The 17,245-nt window shown below is 73.3% G+C and carries 14 protein-coding genes; 9 read left to right on the top strand and 5 right to left on the bottom strand.

Features of this window, described 5'->3' with window-relative positions; translation table 11 throughout:
• Positions 1-32 precede the first annotated feature (32 nt).
• A complete protein-coding gene (locus HCU62_RS03340) occupies positions 33-1,175 on the top strand; it encodes a 4Fe-4S dicluster domain-containing protein (RefSeq protein WP_163298390.1) in 1,143 nt (380 codons plus the stop codon).
• The gene (locus HCU62_RS03335) at positions 1,172-1,546 is read left to right on the top strand and encodes a DsrE family protein (protein WP_163298389.1); all 375 of its coding nucleotides are present in this window, start codon (positions 1,172-1,174) and stop codon (positions 1,544-1,546) included. The genes HCU62_RS03340 and HCU62_RS03335 overlap by 4 nt, the downstream gene beginning before the upstream one ends.
• Positions 1,547-1,642: 96 nt before the next feature.
• On the opposite strand, the gene HCU62_RS03330 is transcribed toward HCU62_RS03335, so the two are convergent.
• Positions 1,643-2,389, bottom strand: coding sequence for an EF-hand domain-containing protein (locus HCU62_RS03330; protein WP_163298388.1), 747 nt, complete (start codon positions 2,387-2,389; stop codon positions 1,643-1,645).
• Positions 2,390-2,603: 214 nt separating this feature from the next.
• Here HCU62_RS03330 and HCU62_RS03325 point away from each other — a divergent pair, with 214 nt between their 5' ends.
• The 4 genes from HCU62_RS03325 (at position 2,604) to HCU62_RS03310 (ending at position 8,555) form a co-directional block, all read left to right on the top strand.
• Positions 2,604-3,827 (top strand): ATP-binding protein, encoded by a 1,224-nt coding sequence (locus HCU62_RS03325; RefSeq protein ID WP_169755425.1) that lies wholly within the window; start codon positions 2,604-2,606, stop codon positions 3,825-3,827.
• A gap of 16 nt (positions 3,828-3,843) precedes the next feature.
• Positions 3,844-5,082 (top strand): NAD(P)/FAD-dependent oxidoreductase, encoded by a 1,239-nt coding sequence (locus tag HCU62_RS12495; RefSeq protein ID WP_169755424.1) that lies wholly within the window; start codon positions 3,844-3,846, stop codon positions 5,080-5,082.
• 65 nt (positions 5,083-5,147) lie between these two features.
• A complete protein-coding gene (locus HCU62_RS03315) occupies positions 5,148-5,762 on the top strand; it encodes a methyltransferase domain-containing protein (protein WP_169755423.1) in 615 nt (204 codons plus the stop codon).
• A 48-nt stretch (positions 5,763-5,810) separates the two neighbouring features.
• Complete coding sequence (locus HCU62_RS03310) at positions 5,811-8,555, top strand: hybrid sensor histidine kinase/response regulator (protein WP_163297669.1); 2,745 nt, start codon at positions 5,811-5,813, stop codon at positions 8,553-8,555.
• Here the strand turns inward: HCU62_RS03310 and HCU62_RS03305 are convergent.
• The 4 genes from HCU62_RS03305 to HCU62_RS03290 form a co-directional block, all read right to left on the bottom strand.
• Complete coding sequence (locus HCU62_RS03305) at positions 8,552-10,075, bottom strand: HD domain-containing phosphohydrolase (protein WP_163297670.1); 1,524 nt, start codon at positions 10,073-10,075, stop codon at positions 8,552-8,554. The genes HCU62_RS03310 and HCU62_RS03305 overlap by 4 nt on opposite strands.
• Positions 10,076-10,192: 117 nt before the next feature.
• Positions 10,193-11,026 carry a ribonuclease H-like domain-containing protein gene (locus HCU62_RS03300; protein WP_163297671.1) on the bottom strand — a complete coding sequence of 278 codons (834 nt, stop codon included), beginning with the start codon at positions 11,024-11,026 and terminating at the stop codon, positions 10,193-10,195.
• Positions 11,027-11,064: 38 nt separating this feature from the next.
• The gene (locus HCU62_RS03295) at positions 11,065-12,408 is read right to left on the bottom strand and encodes a citrate synthase (RefSeq protein WP_163297672.1); all 1,344 of its coding nucleotides are present in this window, start codon (positions 12,406-12,408) and stop codon (positions 11,065-11,067) included.
• 93 nt (positions 12,409-12,501) lie between these two features.
• Complete coding sequence (locus tag HCU62_RS03290) at positions 12,502-13,911, bottom strand: MBL fold metallo-hydrolase RNA specificity domain-containing protein (RefSeq protein WP_163297673.1); 1,410 nt, start codon at positions 13,909-13,911, stop codon at positions 12,502-12,504.
• A 74-nt stretch (positions 13,912-13,985) separates the two neighbouring features.
• Between HCU62_RS03290 and HCU62_RS03285 the strand changes: the two genes are divergently transcribed.
• From HCU62_RS03285 to HCU62_RS03275, 3 genes are all read left to right on the top strand, one after another.
• Positions 13,986-15,362 carry a cytochrome c3 family protein gene (locus tag HCU62_RS03285; protein ID WP_163297674.1) on the top strand — a complete coding sequence of 459 codons (1,377 nt, stop codon included), beginning with the start codon at positions 13,986-13,988 and terminating at the stop codon, positions 15,360-15,362.
• 74 nt (positions 15,363-15,436) lie between these two features.
• The gene (locus HCU62_RS03280; RefSeq protein WP_169755422.1) at positions 15,437-16,462 is read left to right on the top strand and encodes a cytochrome c biogenesis ResB family protein; all 1,026 of its coding nucleotides are present in this window, start codon (positions 15,437-15,439) and stop codon (positions 16,460-16,462) included.
• Positions 16,455-17,237, top strand: a complete 783-nt coding sequence (locus HCU62_RS03275) for a cytochrome c biogenesis protein (RefSeq protein ID WP_163297676.1) — start codon at positions 16,455-16,457, stop codon at positions 17,235-17,237. The genes HCU62_RS03280 and HCU62_RS03275 overlap by 8 nt, the downstream gene beginning before the upstream one ends.
• Positions 17,238-17,245: the final 8 nt, after the last annotated feature.

Raw genomic sequence — 17,245 nt, 5'->3', positions numbered from 1 at the left:
CGGGCCCCCTTGGACGGAAACGGAGCACAGCCATGGCCACCACCGTGAACCCGGACTTCCTTGCCGGGCTCGAAAAGTTCGGCGTCAAGGACGCCGCCGCCTGCTTCAACTGCGGCAACTGCACGGCGGTCTGCCCCCTCTCCAGCGAGTCGGTCCCCTTCCCCCGCAAGGTGATCCGCTACCTCCAGCTCGGCCTGGGCGACCGGCTGGCGGAGCGGCCGGAACCCTGGCTCTGCTACTACTGCGGGGAGTGCTCCCAGACCTGCCCCCGCCAAGCCGACCCCGGCGAGGTGATGATGGGGCTCCGGCGCTACCTCACCGCCAGGTACGACTGGACGGGGATCTCCCGGCGCTTCTACACCTCCACGGCCTTCGAGGTCTTCGCCTTCGCCGCCGTGGCCGCCCTGGTAGGGCTGGGCATCCACCTCTTCCACGGCCCGGTGCTCACCGACCGGGTGGCCCTCAACACCTTCGCCCCCCGGCCGTTGGTGGAGCGCTTCGACCTCGCCCTGCTGGCCGTCCTCTCGGCCCTGCTCCTCGGCAACGCCAACCGCCTGCGCCGGGCCGTCATGGGGCCCGGGGCCCGGGCGCCAGTCTCGGCCTACCTCGCCGAGTTCCGGGAATTCCTGGCGCACTTCTTCACCCAGAAGCGGTTCGCCGGCTGCGGCACCCCCGAGCAGCGGACCCAGTGGATCGTCCACCTCCTGGTCATGACGGGCTACTCGGTGGTCTTCCTCCTGGTGGTGGCGGGCCTCCGGTGGTTCCAGCGGGACGAGATCCTGCCCCTGTGGCACCCGGTCCGGCTGGCGGGCTACTACGCCACCTTCGCCATCCTCTACGGCACCACCTACGCCATGGTGGGCCGGATCCGGCGGAGCAAGCCCGTCTACGCCCACTCGCACTCCTCGGACTGGGCCTTCCTGGTGATGCTGTGGCTCACCACGGCCACGGGGCTGGCCGTGCACGTGGCGCGGCTGCTCGGCTGGCCGCTCACCACCTACGCCGCCTACACCCTCCACCTCACGATCGCGGTCCCCATGCTGGTGGTGGAGGTCCCCTTCGCCAAGTGGACGCACCAGCTCTACCGGCCGCTGGTGATCTACCTCGTCAAGGTCAAGGAACGCGCCGCCCGAACGGCGACACCACAGAGAGAGAAGGGAGACAAAGGCACATGACGGAACAGGAAGAGAAGATCCTCTACATCTGCACCCACGCCGACGACGACCCGGAGAAGGCGGCCATGCCCTTCGTCATGGCCAACGCCGCCCTGTCCATGGACGTCAAGGCGGTGGTGGTCCTCCAGGGGCAGGGCGCCTACCTGGCGCTGAAGGGCTACGTGGAGCACATGCTCCCCTCCGGGGGCTTTCCGCCCCTTCCGAAGCTCATGTCCGACTTCCAGGCCCTGGGCGGCGAGCTCCGGGTCTGCGCCCCCTGCATCAAGGAGCGCAAGATCGACAAGTCGGAGCTCATCGAGGGCGCCGCCACCATCGCCGCCGCCGAGCTCACCGTGCTCGCCATGGAGGCCAAGGCCGTCTTCAACTACTAGCCTGGACCCGCGGACACCGTCCGCGCACCCCTCCCCCCACAGACGCGGCCGCGCCGGCCTCCCGGCGCGGCCGCCCCTTTCCGGGGCCGCCCCGGCCTAGTCGAAGAAGGGGGCGCAGTAGCCGGGCCACATGCACACGCAGTTGCCCGTGGAGACGTCGTCGTTGGAACACCCGGGATGGGTCGCGGAGGGGCACCAGCCGGCGTCGGGGTGATCCTCGCAGTAGCCGTGGGGACGCTCCCCCGGGCCGCCCGACGACGTGTCGCCCATGAGCCAGACGCAGGTCGGCCCGCAGATCATGACGGCGATCTGGCGGCTCGAAGCCATGCGCCGCGGCACCGCCCCCGACGGGCGCCGCGCAAGCTCCTCGCGGGTGAAGCGCCCGTCTCCGTCCACGTCGAGCCCGGAAAGGCGCTCCAGGGCCACCCGGACGAATTCCTCCCGGGTTACCCGGCCGTCGCCGTCGGTGTCGAAGGCCTCCATCACGGACTGCACCCGGCGCTCGTTGGCGGCGAGAAACTCCGCCCGGCAGACGGCACCGTCCCGGTCCTCGTCCATGTCCTCGGTCACCAGGGCCCCGGTGGCATGGGTCCGGGCCTCGAAGAGCTCGCGCGCGTCCACCGCCCCGTCCCCGTCGAGGTCCGCCGACACCAGCACCCGCCCCGCCACCCGGGCCAGGGACCGCCGGAGCTCCGCCGGGCCCGCGCCCTTTCCGCCCGGCGGGGCCAGGGCCGGGTTCCGGGCGGCCATGGCCGCCAGCTTGTCGGCCAGCCCCGGCCCGGGCCGGGCCGGGCCGCCCTGCCACCGGTCGCACCCGAAGAGAACGGCAAGGGATGAAATCATTATAAAAAAGTATTTTTTTGAAATATATCGATCCATTTTTATTTCCTCCACACTATTTATCCCATATAGCCCAAATTTAGCTAATATCAGACCACAGAAAACATTGCAACCCGCTGCATTCGCCCGGGCGGCGTTCCGGTTGTGCCGCCGGGCTCCGGGCTTATAATCCAGACAGGGCCCGGGCGGACAACCGGCGGCCCCAGGAGATGGTGCCGTGCGCGACCAGGACAAGACGAAGGACGTCCTCATCCGGGAGCTTCAGGTGCTCCGCGCCAAGGTGGACGAACTCAAGACCCTGGAGCACAAGTGCCTCGTGGCCGCCGAGCAGCTCCACCGGGAACGGGCCAGCTACGAGGCCATCTTCGAATCCGTCAACGACGCCATCCTGGTGCTGGACATGGACTCGGGCCGCATCCTCGAGGTCAACCGAAAGGGCCTCGAGATGTTCGGCCACCCGCCCTCCCGGCTGAAGAAGATGAAGCTCGAGGCCCTGGGCGCCGAGGATCCCCCGCACGGCGGCGAGGACGTCCCCGGCCGCCTCCGGGCCGCCGCCGAGGCCCCCCAGCTCTTCGAGTGGCTGGTCCAGGACCGCGCGGGACGCCGCTTCTGGGTGGAGGTCAACCTCAAGCGCGCCCTCATGAGCGGCAAGGACCGGATCCTCGCCGTGGTGCGCGACATCCAGAACCGGAAGGCCGAGGAGGAGCGCCTCCGGCGCTTCGCCGCGGAGCTCGAGCGCAGCAACCGGGAGCTGGAACAGTTCGCCCGGGTCGCCTCCCACGACCTCCAGGAACCGCTGATCACCATCATCGGGCTCCTGCAGCTCTTGGCCCGGAAGTACGCCGCCGGCCTCCCCCCCAAGGGGCGCGAGATCCTGGACCGCGCGGAACAAGGCGCCCGGCACCTCCAGCACCTCATCCAGGACCTCTTGGCCTATTCCCGGGTGGACGCCGCCCGGGCCCATCCCGAGCCGGTGGACTGCGAGCGGGTGCTCGGGCAGGTCCTCGAGGCCCTGGACGGATCCATCCGGGAAAGCGGCGCCCGGGTGACCCACGACCCCCTGCCGCGGGTGACCGGGGATCCGAGCCTCCTCTTCCAGCTCTTCCAGAACCTCATCAGTAACGCCATCAAGTTCCGGGGGGAGGCCCCGCCGCGGGTCCACGTCTCCGCGGCCCGGGAGGACGGCCGGTGGGTCTTCTCGGTGGCGGACAACGGGATCGGCATCGCCCCCAAGGACTTCGACCGGATCTTCGACATCTTCCAGCGCCTCCACCCGCGCCGGAAGTATCCCGGGACCGGGATCGGCCTCTCCACCTGCAAGAAGATCGTGGACCTCCACGGGGGGCGGATCTGGGTGGAATCGGAACCCGGCCGCGGGGCCACGTTCCGCTTCACCCTGGCCGGCGGCCCCGGGTCCCTGCCCGCCCTGCCCCGGGCCTGAGGCCGGGGCGCCCCCCATGCCACCTCCTCCCCGCGCGGAAATCCCCGGGCCGGCCGACGTTCTGGTGGTGGGTCTCGGCCCGGCGGGGGCGGCGGCGGCCGTCTCCCTGGCCCGGGCCGGCTGGCGGGTGACCGCGGTGGACCGGTCCACCGGGGCGCCGGAGAAGGTCTGCGGCGACGGGCTCACGGCCGACGCCCTCCGGGCCCTGGAGGCCCTGGGGCTTTCAGGGCCCGTCCTCCGGGAGGCACGCCGGCTGGACCGGCTCGAGATCCACGGCCCCGGGGGCGGCCGTGCGGTGGTGCGGGGGAACTTCGCCAGCCTGCCCAGGGCCCGCCTGGATGCCCTGCTCCGGGCGGAGGCACGGGCGGCGGGGGCCGGGGTCCTGGCCCCGTGCACCCCGGCCGCCCCGCTGGAACGAGACGGCCGGGTCACCGGCGCCCTCGTCGCCGGGGCGGCGACCCGGGGCGCCGTCCTGCCCCTCCGGGCCCGGGTGACCCTCCTGGCCACCGGCGCCGCCGCCCGGCCCTTGCGGTGTTTCGGGATCCTGGAACGGGCCGCGCCCTGGGCGGCGGGGGCCCGGCTGCGCCTCGAGGTACCCGGAGGCGCACCCGGGGCCGGCAAAGCCGCGCTGGCCATCCGATTCGACCGGGCCCTCTGCCCGGGGTACGGGTGGGTCTTCCCGGGGCCGGGCGCCACGGTCAACCTGGGCGTGGGGGTCTTCTACCGGCGGGGCCGCCCGCCGGGCCGGGCGGGCCTGGCGGAGCTCTGGCACCGCTTCGCCGCCGGCTTCGCGCCGGCCGCCGCGGCCCTCCGGTCCGGCCGGGTCCTCGCCCCCCTCCGCGCCGCCCCCCTCCGGTGCGGCCTCTCCGGCAGCCGCCCGTGGCGGCCGGGCCTCCTGGCCGTGGGCGAGGCGGCCGGCCTCACCCTGCCCCTCATCGGGGAGGGTGTCGGCAAGGCCCTGGAGAGCGGGCTCCTCGCCGCCGACCTGGTCCGGGCCTTCCTGGAAGGGCGGCTCCCCGAAAGCGAGCTGGGCCCGGCCTACGCCTCGGAGATCCAGGCCCGGTGGGGCCGGCTCCACCACGGGTACCGGCGGGGACAGCGCTGGCTCGCCTCGCCCCGGGTCTGCGACTTCTTCGTGCGCCGGGCCCGGCGCGGCGGCTACGTGCGGCGACAGATCGAGGGGACCCTGGCGGAGACCACCCACCTCGGGACCCTCTTCACACCCCTGGGCCTCCTGCGGTCCATGTTCTCGTAAGCCCCCCGGGATGCGCCCGGGCCCGGCGGCGCGGAGGGCGTCCCTGTTCCCCGGCCTCCCCGCCCGTGGTAGAGTTGGGCGGCGCCACGGAACCCATGACCACCTGGATCCCCCTCATCCTGGCCGCCGCCGGCCTCCTCTTCCTGGCCAAGGCCGCCTACGTGGCCGCCACGGCCTCGGTCTACGGGACCACCCGGGGGGCCCTCTTCGTCCCCACCGCGCAGGCCAGGGTCCGGGCCGCCCTGGACGCCCTTTCCCTGCACCCGGGCCAGCATCTCGTGGACCTCGGCTGCGGCGACGGGCGGGTCCTCCGCCTGGCCGCCCGCCGTCACGGGGCCCGGGCCACCGGCTTCGAGCTCAACCCCCTGGCCTACCTCCGGGCCCGCCTGGCCTGCCGGGGGCTCCCAGGTGTCTCGGTGCGGCGGGAAGACTTCTGGAAGGCCGATCTCTCCGGGGCGGACGCGGTCTTCTGCTACCTCTGCCCGGACGTCATGGCGCGCCTGGCGCGGAAGCTCTCCGGCGAGCTCCGCCCCGGGACCCGGGTGGTCTCGTGCAACTTCGAGATCCCCGGATGGGTGCCGGACCGGGTGATCCGGCCGGACCATCCCCTTCACAACGCCCCCATCTACCTCTACCGGGCCCGGCGGAAGGCCGTTGCCAGGAAGCCCGAAACGTTCTAGATTGCAGGTGCGCCGGCGGCCCGACGGTCCAGCCGGACGACGCGCTCCATGCCCGCCGACGACTTCTTCCACGGCTTTCTGCCCGCCAGCGGCCCGGCCTTCGACCTCGCCGCCGACGCCGCCGCCCTGGCCCTCTTCCGGGCCGACCCCGTGCCCATGTGGATCCGGGACCCCTCCGGCGGGGCCCTCCTGGACGTGAGCCAGGGCGCCCTCGACCGCTACGGCTACACCCGGAGCGAGTTCCTCGCCCTGGACGCCGCCGCGTTCCGGGAGGCCGGCACGTCCCCGGCCGCCGTCCTCGGCGGCGACCGGCACCGCGCCAAGGACGGCACCGCCTTCGATGTGGAGATCCTGGCCCGGCCCCTCTTCTACGACGGCCGCCGGGCCGAGCTGGTGCGGGCCGCCCCGCCCGCCGCCTACGCCCGGACCGATCCGGGCGGCGCCGGGGCCCACCGGGACCTCTTCTTCCACAACCTGGACGGGGTCCTGGTGACCCGGGAAGGGGAGATCGTCGCGGTCAACCCCGCCCTGTGCGACATGCTCCGATCGGCGCCCGGCGACATCCTGGGCCGCTCCCCCATCGACCTCCTCCACCCGGAGGACCGCCCCGTGGCCGAAGACCGGATGCGCCGGCTCCTCCACGGCGAGCAACTCCCCGACTTCGCCCTCTACCGGGCGCTCCGGCGGGGCGGGGACGCGGTCTGGGTGGAAGCCCACAGCAAGATCCTCCGGATGGGTGACGACGGCGGTGCCGCCTTCCTCACCATCGTCCACGACATCACGCCGTGGATGACCTCCCAGGCCCGCCTCCAGGCCGAGCGGGACCGCGCCCGCCGCTACGTCGAGACGGCCGGCGTCCTCCTCGTGGCCCTGGACCTCGAGGGGCGGGTCACCTTCCTCAACCGGGAGGCGAGGACGGTCCTGGGGACCGGGGCCGAGGCGGTCGAGGGCCGGGACTGGATCGAGGACTTCCTCCCGCCCCGCCGCCGGGAAACGGTCCGGGCCATCCTCCGCCGGGTCCTGGAGGGAGGCGAGGCGGAATACGCGGACGAGGGCCCGGTGCGGACCCTGGACGGGGACGAACGCCTCGTCGCCGCCCGGTACGTCGCCTTCCGCGCCCCCGGCGGCGCCCCCGCCGGCGTCCTCGTCTCGGGGACGGACGTCACCGAGCAGCGGGCCATGGAGGCGGCGCTCCGGAGGAGCGAAGAGAAGTACCGGCGGTTCTTCGACGCCTCCCCCGTCTCACTCTGGGAGGAGGACATCTCCGAGCTCAGGGCGGCCCTCCGGGCCCTCCGGGACGAAGGCGTCCGGGACATCCGCGCCTACATCGACGCCAATCCCGGATTCCTGGAGCGGGCCGTGGCCATGGTCCGGGTGCTGGACGTCAACCCCGCCACCCTCGCCTTCTACGGGGCCGACTCCAAGGCGCAGCTCCTCGGCGGGCTCGACAAGATCTTCACCAAGGACTCCCTGGAGGTCTTCCGGGAAGAGGTGGCGGCGGTCTTCGAAGGGCGCCGGGTCTTCGAGTCGGAGGCCGTCAACCGCCGGATCGACGGCCGGGAGGTCTCCATCCTGCTCCGGGTCTCCATCCCGCCCGAGGACGCCCCCGACCAGGTGATCCTGGTGGCCATCATGGACATCACCCGCCGGAAGCGGCTCGAGGAGGAACTCCTCAAGGTCCAGAAGCTGGAATCCCTGGGGGTCCTGGCCGGCGGCATCGCCCACGACTTCAACAACCTCCTCACCGCGGTCCTCGGCAACATCTCCCTGGTCCTGGCCGACCCGGGCACCGGGGAAACGGCCCGGGACCGCCTGCACCAGGCCGAGCGCGCCACGCTCCGGGCGCGGGACCTCACCCAGCAGCTGCTCACCTTCTCCCGCGGCGGGGCCCCCGTCAAGCGGGTCCTCCGCCTGGAACCCCTCGTCCGGGAGGCCGCCGGCTTCGCCCTCAGGGGCACCGCCGCGGCCTGCGATTTCCACTTCCCGGAGGACCTGCACCCCGTGCTGGCGGACGAGGGGCAGCTGGGCCAGGTCGTCCAGAACCTCGTCCTGAACGCCGCCCAGGCCATGCCGGAGGGCGGCCGCATCGAGATCCGCGCGGCCAACCTGGACCTCGCCGACCCCGCCCCGCCGCTCCGGCCGGGGGCTCACGTGCGCCTTGCCGTCCTGGACCGGGGGCCGGGCATCCCGCGGGACCACCTCCCGAAGGTCTTCGACCCGTACTTCAGCACCAAGCAGCTCGGCAGCGGCCTCGGCCTCGCCGTCTGCTATTCCATCGTCCGGAACCACGGCGGCATCATCACCGCAGGGGCCCGTCCCGGCGGCGGCACCGCGGTGGAGGTCACGCTCCCGGCGCACCCGGGCGCGGCCGAGCCGCCGGAGGCGCCCCCCGACGCCCCCGTCCCCGGAACGGGCCGTATCCTGGTCATGGACGACGATGCCATGGTCCGAGACGTCGCGGTCCAGCTCCTCACGGCTCTGGGCTACGAGGCCAGGGGGGTCGGCGACGGCGACGGCGCCCTCGAGGCCTGGCAGGCGGCCGCCGAGGCCGGGACCCCCTTCGACGCGGCCATCCTGGACCTCACGGTGCCCGGCGGCATGGGAGGACGGGAAACCGCCGCGCGGCTCCTCGAACGTCACCCCGGGGCCCGGCTCCTCGTCTCCAGCGGCTACGCGGACGATCCCGTCATGGCCCGGTACCGGGACCACGGCTTCCGGGCCGTGGTGAAGAAGCCCTACGACCTCCGGGAACTCTCCGCCACGCTGCGGCGGGTTCTCGAGGAGGACCGCTAGCCCCCCTCCGGCCCCGCCCCTTCGGCCTCCCGGTCCTCGCCGGGCCCCACCTCCAGGAAGACCCGGACCACCTCCGGGTCGAAGTGCGTCCCGGCCAGGGACCGGATGTGCTCCCGGGCCTCGGCCTCGGACCAGGCCTCGTGGTAGCGCCGCTCCGAGCGAAGGGCGTCCCAGGTGTCGGCCACGGCGAAGATCCGGGCCGCCAGCGGGATCTGGGGCCCCTTGAGACCCCGGGGATAGCCCGTCCCGTCCCACTTCTCGTGGTGGCAGTAGGGGATGTCCAGGGCCGGCCGGAGGTAGGCGATGGGCGAGAGCATCTCGAAGGCCAGGGCCGGGTGGCGCCGCATGACCTCCCACTCCTCGTCGGTGAGGGGCCCTTCCTTCATGAGGATGCTGTCGGGGACGGCCATCTTGCCGATGTCGTGGAGGAGCGCCCCCCGGCGGACGTGGACCAGCTCCTCGCCGCGCATGCCGAAGGCCCGGGCCAGGCGAAGGGTGAGCTTGACCACCCGTTCCGTGTGGCCCTGGGTCTCGCGGTCGCGCAGCTCCAGGGCCCTGGACCAGCCCTCGATGGTGGAATCGTAGGCGAGGATGAGCTCCGCGTTGGAGCGCTGGAGCTCGTTGAACAGGGTGGCGTTGTCGATGGCGATGGCCGCCTGGGCCGCCAGGGCCTCCAAGAGGTCGAACCATTCCGGGTCGGATTCCGGGTGGCGCCGGAAGAAGACCTCGAGCACGCCCTTCACCTGGCCCTTGGCGATGAGCGGCACGGCATAGCAGCACTCGAACCCCTCGTCGCGCACCAGGTCGAACCGGCGGAAGCCCTGGGCCGGGTCGTGGAGGTCGTGGACGTGCACCAGGCGGCGGTCCAGGGCCGCCCGCCCCGCGCTGCCCTCGCCGAGCCGTTCCCTGGAACGCTGGATCCCGGCGCCGCGGAACCCGCGGCCCGCCTCGTATTCCAGGTCCTGGGTGATGGCGCTCAAAAGGAGCACGTCCACGGCGTCGGCGCCGAGCAGCGGCATCACCTGGTCGAGCAGGACGTCCAGGGTCACCCGGAGGTCCAGGCTCGAGGTGATCATCATGTCGATGGCATGGAGGGCGGCCAGGTGCTGCAGCCGCACCCGGGCCTGCACCTCGGCCCGTTCCCGGGCCGCCATCTCCCGCTCCAGGGCCTCGTTCTGGCGGAGGAGATCCGCGTTGACCCGGGCGATCTCCGCCTCGTGGGCCAGGATCCGGGCCACGGTGCGCCGGGTGAGGTCCACCACGAGGAAGACGAAGACCGCCCCGGCGAAGAAGACCGCGCCGGTGACGAGGGCCAGGGGAAAGCGCACCGGCCGGGCCTCGATGGCGATGAAGACGGCATACCCCGCGAGGAAGAACCCGATGAGTCCCATGACGGCGTCCCAGGCCCGCCGGTACTCGCCGGGGACGCCCCGGCGGATCCTCACCGCCGCCAGCACCGAGGCCGCCAGGAAGAGGAAGCCCATCGCGGCAAGGAGGATGGCAAGGGACGGGACGGACATGTTCGACCTCCTCCCCCGGCGGCGGCCGGGCGGCTCGGCCGGCCCCGGGGGTGCGATGGTTCCATTATAGGCCGTCGCCGCGAAGATGCGCCGGCGGGGCGCCGCAGCGGGCGCCCCTCAGGCCGCGGGGGCCCCGAGGGCCCGGAGCACCCCGCGGTCCGGCGCGAAGGGCGGCGGCGGGGGCGCCGGCGCCTCGAGGGGCGTCTCCCCGGCGAAGGGCGTGGCGCCGAGCCGCAGGTTGTAGGCCGCCACCATGAGCCGCTCGAGGTTCACCGTGTCGGCGGCGTTGTAGGCGATGAGCGTCTCGAGGGCCCGGCGCGAACCCGACCGGCGCCAGGCGGCCCAGAGCCGGACGGCCGTCCACCCGTCCACGCCGTCGAGCCCGTCGCGGCGGACGCCGAGGGCCCGCTCGCACCCCTTGAGGCCCCCGCGGAAGCCGAGGGCGCCCAGGACGCAGCGGAGATCGATGTGGGCCTGCCCCAGCCGCAGCCCCATGGAGCGCTCGAGGAAGGGGAGATCGAAGCACCGGCCGTTGTAGGTCACGAGTACGTCGTAGCGGGCGACGTCCGCCGCGAAGTCGTCGAGGTTCTCCCCGTGGACGTACCACCGGAGCCGGCGGCCGTCGTAGAGCGCGGCGGTGGTGACGTGACCCGACTCCGCGTCCAGGCCCGTGGTCTCGATGTCGAGGTAGGCCGTCCGGGCCCGGAAATGGGGAAAGAGGCGCCAGTGCTCGGCGGGCGGGAGGCGCCCGGCGAAGAAACCGGGCCGGCCCTCCGCCAGGGCTCGGCGGGAGGCCTCGAGGCAGGCCGACGCCGACCGGGCGGCGGAGCGGGGGAGCACCCCGGTGCCGGCGGCGAGCAGATCGTCCCACGACCGGATGCCCCGGGCCCAGAGCCGGGCCTCCGTGACCGGGCCCACCCGGGGGATGTGGAGAAAGGTGCGGGGCAGCACCGGCCGCCGGCCTCAGGGGGACGGGCGTCGGCGGCGGCTCACCGGCCGGCGCAGGGGACGTCCTCGTCCCCCGCCTCCACCCGATCGTCCAGGGGGACGAACTCCCGGGCGCCGGGGCCGGTGTAGATCTGCCGCGGCCGGTAGAGCCGCGACTCCGGGTCGTCCCAGAGTTCCTTCCAGTGGGCGATCCATCCCGGCAGCCGCCCCAGGGCGAACATCACCGTGAACATGTTCTTCGGGATGCCCAGGGCCCGGTAGATGATCCCGCTGTAGAAATCCACGTTGGGGTAGAGGTTCCGCTCGAGGAAGTAGTCGTCCTTGAGGGCGTACTCCTCGAGTTCCTTGGCGATGTCGAGGAGGGGGTCGGAGACGTTGAGGGCCTCGAGCAGGTCGTCGCAGGTCTTCTTGATGACCCGGGCCCGGGGGTCGTAGGTCTTGTAGACCCGGTGGCCGAACCCGGAGAGGCGGAAGAGGCTCGAGGGGTCCTTGGCCATCTCGACGTACTTCCGGAAGTCGCCGCCCCCGTTGTAGATGCGCTCGAGCATCTCCACCACGGCCTGGTTGGCGCCGCCGTGGAGGGGCCCCCAGAGGGCGCTGATCCCCGCGGAGATGGAGGCGTAGAGGTTCACGCGGGCGCTGCCCACGATGCGGACCGTGGAGGTGGAGCAGTTCTGCTCGTGGTCGCCGTGGAGGATGAGCACCTTGTTCAGGGCCGCCACGGCCTCCGGCCGGATCTCGTAGGGCTGGACCGGCGAGTCGAACATCATGTTCAGGAAGTTGGCGCAGTAGCTGAGGTCGTGGCGGGGGTAGACCAGGGGGTGCCCGATGGACTTCTTGTAGGAGAAGGCGGCGATGGTCCGGACCTTGGAAAGCAGCCGGGCCACCATGCAGTCGAGGTTCTCCAGGGGGTTCTCGGTGATCTCCGGGTAGAAGGTGGACAGGGCGTTCACCATGGAGGACAGGATCGCCATGGGATGGGCGTGGGGCGGAAACCGGTCGAAGAAGTGGATCATGTCCTCGTGGATGAGGGCGTAGCGGCCCAGGAGGCGGCTGAAGTGGGTGAGCTGCCGCCGGGTGGGCAGCGTCCCGTGCACCAGGAGGTAGGCCACCTCCACGAAGGAGCACTTGTCGGCCAGCTCGTCCACGGCGTAGCCCCGGTACCGGAGGACGCCCCGCTCCCCGTCGAGGTAGGTGATGGAGCTGGTGCAGGCCCCGGTGTTCATGTACCCGGAGTCCAGGGTGACGAGGCCGGTCTCGGCCCGGAGCCGGCGGATGTCGATGGCCCGCTCGCCCTCGGACCCCTCCACGATGGGGAGCCGGTGGGTGCGGCCGTCCACGATCAGTTCCGCGTATTGCCGGGTCGTCGTATCCTTCGTGCCCATGGTGATCCCCCGCGGCCGCATCCCGGGCCGCGCTGAAAAGGAATTTATAACATGGAGGCCCGCCGCGGCGAAAGCCCCCCGGCCGGGCCGGCCTCAGACCTCCAGGGTCTCCCCCTCCCGCGCCACGGTGACCCGGGCCTCCGGGAGGGCCCCCCGGAGGAGGCGGGAGAAGGTCTCGGCGGCCGAGGGCTCCCCGTGGACCAGGACCACGTGCCGCGGCCGCGCGGCCCGGGCGAAGGCGAGGAGGGCGTCCTGGCCGGCGTGGGCCGAAAAGCCGTTGATGGTGAGCACCCGGGCCTCCACGGCCACCTCCTCCCCGAAGACCTCGACCCGGCGGGCGCCCTCCACGATCTCCCGGCCCAGGGTCCCCTCCGCCTGGTAGCCCACCACGATGAGGGTGGTGGAGGGTTTCCAGAGGAGGTGCTTCAGATGGTGGCGGATCCGGCCGCCGGCCATCATGCCGCTCCCGGCGAGCACGATCTTCGGCCCCGGCACGTTGTGGATGGCCCGGGACTCTTCCGGGGCCTCGGTGAAGTGCACCCCGGGGAAGGCGAAGGGGGAGCGGCCGACGGAGAGGCCCTCGGCCACCTCCGGGCGGCAGAACCGGCAGTGGCGGTGGTAGAGCCGCGTGAGGTCGATGGCCAAGGGGCTGTTCAGGAAGACGGGGACCTCGGGGGCGAGCACCCCCTCCCGCTTCATCCGGCCCAGGTGGTAGAGGATCTCCTGGCTGCGCTCCAGGGCGAAGGTGGGGACGAGCACCGTCCCGCCGGCGGCCACGGTCTCCAGGACCGCCGCCCGGAACTCCGCCACGGATTCCTCGAGGGGGCGATGCCGGCGGTCGCCGTAGGTGGTCTCCATCACCAGGACGTCCACGGGCGCCGGCGGCGGTGCCGGGGCGTGCTGGAGCGGGCGCTCGTTCTCGCCGAGGTCCCCGGTGTAGAGGAGCCGCCGGGAGCGGCCGTCCGCACCCGGGTACTCCAGGAGGACCTGGGCCGAGCCGAGGATGTGGCCGGCGTCCTCGGCGGTGAAGACGACCCGGGCGCCCCCCTCGAGCTCCACGGGCGCGTGGTACTCCACCACCCGGTCGAACCGGTCCATGGCCTCGAGGACGTCCTCGACCCCATAGAGGGGGGCCCGCGCCCGGCGCCCGGCGCGGGCCAGGCGCCGGTGCTCGGTGCGGAAGTCTTCCCGCTGGACGTAGGCCGAGTCGAGGAGGATGAGTCGCGCGATGTCCCGGGTGGGCGGGGTGCAGATGACGTGCCCCTGGAAACCCTGCTTCACGAGGAGCGGGATCCGGCCGCAGTGGTCGAAGTGGCCGTGGCTGAGGAGCACGCCCCGAACCTCGCGGGGGTCGAAGCCGAAGGGCGCGAAGTTGCGCTGCTCGAGGTCGGGGCCTCCCTGGAACTGCCCGCAGTCCAGGAGGTAGGCCGCGCCCCCGGCCTCGAACAGGTGGCAGGAGCCCGTGACGGTGCCCGCCGCGCCGTGAAACGTCAAGGTCGCCATGTCGTCCTCCTCCGCCGGGGCGCGGGAAAACGCCCGACCCTTGGACCACGGCGGATAGGGCCGAAAACCGCCCTTTGAGCGGCACCGTGGCATGGTATAATTGTTTTGTGGGTATCGCCGTTTCCCATCTCCGGACCCCGGCCCTCCGGGCCCTGGTGGCCGCCGGCCTCCTGGCCGTCCCCGCCGGGGCGGCTGCAGGGGATTATACCAGCTCGGCCCACGGCAGCAGCACCTACGGCGTGGACCGCTCCGCCGTGGACCCGGCGTACTCGGCCTTCGCCCGCGGCAACTGCTCGCACTGCCACGAGCAGCACGCCAGCCTCGGCGGGGCGGAGCCGCTCCCGGCCGACGGCGGACCCAGCAAGTACCTCCTCTTCACCGCCGAGACGGACAACGCCTTCTGCGCCACCTGCCACGCCGACATCGCCACGGAGACCACCAAGGCCTACGCCCACTCCCCCTCCTCGGCGCCCGGTCCCGTGCTCTGCGTGGACTGCCACGACCCGCATCGGGCGCAGCGCATCCCCACCCGGAACCCCGCCGCCGAGGACAACAACGCCACGGGCGCCGTGGTGGGCGCGGCCGGCGTGGAGCCGGACGGCTTCTCCCTGCCGGGCACCCCCTCCCCGGGCCAGGAGACCCTGGCCTCCGCCACCGGCTACACCGCCCGGGATCCCATCTCGAAGGAATACCAGCTCTGCCTCAAGTGCCATTCCACCTACAACGGAGGCCCGGTGGCGGGCGGCGACGTGGCGGCCCACTTCAACCCCGGCAACTACGCCCACCACCCGGTCCTCTCCGACTGGCAGAACCCCAACATCCTCGCCAACTACACCGTGAACCTCAAGCCGCCCTGGAACTCGGCGCCCAACGCCCACCTGAAGTGCACGGACTGCCACGGCAACCCCGCCGGCACCCCCCGCGGCCCCCACGGCTCCAACACCCGCTACATGCTCCGGGCCTGGGGGGCCCGCACCAACCCCAACGCCGCCGAGTGTTACGACAACCTGTGCCTCCTCTGCCACGTGGACACCTACGACGGCGGGACGGCGCCGGGCTCGCCCTGGTCCCACGGCAGCAACGCCGCCCACCAGTACGAGGGCGACGGGGCCGGCCAGAATTCCCTGGGGTGCCGGGCCTGCCACGGGGGCCCTCCGGGGCGGGCCGACTACACCGCCCTCGCCTGCCCGCCCCCGGTGGCCGAGCAGGACAACGGCGGGCGCACCGCCGCCGTCCACGGCGAACACTTCATGTGGAGCAACCCGGGCAGCGGCAAGCAGACCTGCACGGGCTACACCTCGAACCCGGCCGACCACCTCCTGTTGGGGGGCTACCTCCTCGGCATCCGCCTCGACAACTACCACGGGGGGGCCGACGGGGACGGCACCTGCTGGGCCGCCTCGGCGGGGGTGGACGCCTGCGGCTCCATGAACGGGGGGAAACCCTGGTAGGCCCCGGGCCCGCGTGGCGAAGGCTCCCGGCGGCCTGGCGCCGGGTGGACGCGGCTGTCGCCTCCCGCCGCGCCGTGTCGTGGGCGATGGCCGCCTGCGCGGTGCTCCTGGCCGCCGGGGCGCTCCTCCAGGCCGCCTTCCCCGATCCGGGGGCATTGGCCCGCTTCCTCGGCGGCCATCGCCGCCTGGCCGCCCTCCTCGACCTCCTCGGCATCGGGCGCATGCCCCGGGGCGGGGTCCTCCCGGCCCTCCTGGCGCTCCTGTGCTACGCCCTCGCCTCGTGCACCGTGCGCCGGGCCCGGCGCCTGCCGGGCGGCGGCACGCGCGCCGCCTGGGCCTCCGTGGCCTTCCACGCGAGCCTCCTCCTGGTGGCCGCCGGGGGGCTCGGCTCCGCCCTGGGTCGGTACGAGGCACGGGCCGTCCTCACCGAGGGCGAGCTCCTCCGGGAGGGGGCCGCGGGGCTTTCCGTCACCCGGCGGCCCCTCCTGCCCGTGGGCCTCCCGGGGGGCTTCCGGTTCCGGCTGGTCCGCGTCGTGCCCCGGCCCGGGGCGGGGCCCGTCCGGCTGGTCCGCCGCCGCCACACGCAGGCCGTCCGGCCCTTCCACCCCGCCGACCTGGACGGGGTCCGGGTCTACGGCCTGGAGCACGGCTTCGCCCCCTCCTTCACCGTCCGGGACGACCTCGGCCGTGTCCGGTTCAGCGCCTTCGTGGCGCTCCGGTCCGCCGCGGCCGGCGGGACGGTCCGATCCGGCCACCGGGACGCCTTCCGCCCGCCGGGCCTCCCCTTCACCGTGGGCGTCACCCTCCCGGCTACCGGCGGGGACGCCCCCCCGGACCGGGCCCGGGTGACTGTGTCGCGGGACGGCGCGGTGCTCTTCTCGGGGGTCCTCCGCCCGGGCCGGCCGGTGCGCCTCCCCGGCGCCACCCTGTCCATGGGCGGCGTGCGCCGGTGGAGCGCCTTCCGCCTGGTGCGTGACCCCGGGATGCCCCTGGTTTATGTTGGATTCATCGTCGGGCTGGGGGCCCTGGCGGCCCGCGCGTACCTCGCCCCGCCCCCCGGCCGAGACCGATGCCCGGGGAGGATCCAGCACCGTGCCTGAACAAGCCGCCTTCGCCGCCGCCGTCGGTCTCTACGGCGCGGGGCTCGTCCTCCTCGCCCTGCCCGGCCGCCGGGGCCGGCCCGCCGTGCCGGCCCTGGGCCTCGGCCTCCTCGCCCACGGCGCGGCCCTGGCCCTCCGGTGGCACGCCGCCGGCCACATGCCCGGGGCCGACCTCTACGAGCTCAACCTCGTCGGGGCCTTCCTCGCCATGGCCGTCTACCTGTGGATCCAGCGGCGCTATCCCGGCACCCGCCACCTCGGGCTCTTCGCAACGGCGGCCGCCCTGGCCCTCCTCCTCTACGGCGCCGCCCACCCCCACGCCCCGGCGCCCCTGGCCGAGGAATACCGGAGCGGCTGGTTCGCCGTCCACGTCCTGGCGGCCTTCGCCGCCTACGGCTGTTACGTGACCTCCACCGCGGCAGCCGCCGCCCTCCTCCTGCCCCCGAGGCGCCGGGAACGCCTGCCCGGGCCGGACCGGCTCGAGGACCTGGCCTTCCGCCTCGCCGCCCACGGCTTCGTCTTCCACGCCGCCATGCTGGCCTCTGGGGCCGTCTGGGCGGCGAACGCCTGGGGCCGTTACTGGAGCTGGGACCCGGTGGAGACCTGGAGCCTCGCCACCTGGCTCCTCTATGCCTTCTTCCTGCACGCCCGGGCCTTCCTCGGCTGGCACGGGCGGCGCCTGGCCGCGGTGAGCCTGGCGGCCTTCGCCTCCATCGTCTACACCTTCTGGGGCGTGCCCCACATCCCGGTCCACCCGGGCCGGCCGGGGCCATGAAGCCCGCC

It is taken from the genome of Dissulfurirhabdus thermomarina, assembly GCF_012979235.1.
Taxonomy (GTDB): Bacteria; Desulfobacterota; Dissulfuribacteria; order Dissulfuribacterales; family Dissulfurirhabdaceae; genus Dissulfurirhabdus; species Dissulfurirhabdus thermomarina.
Note: the sequence above shows the minus strand (reverse complement) of the source record. Positions and strands in the feature narration are given on the sequence as shown.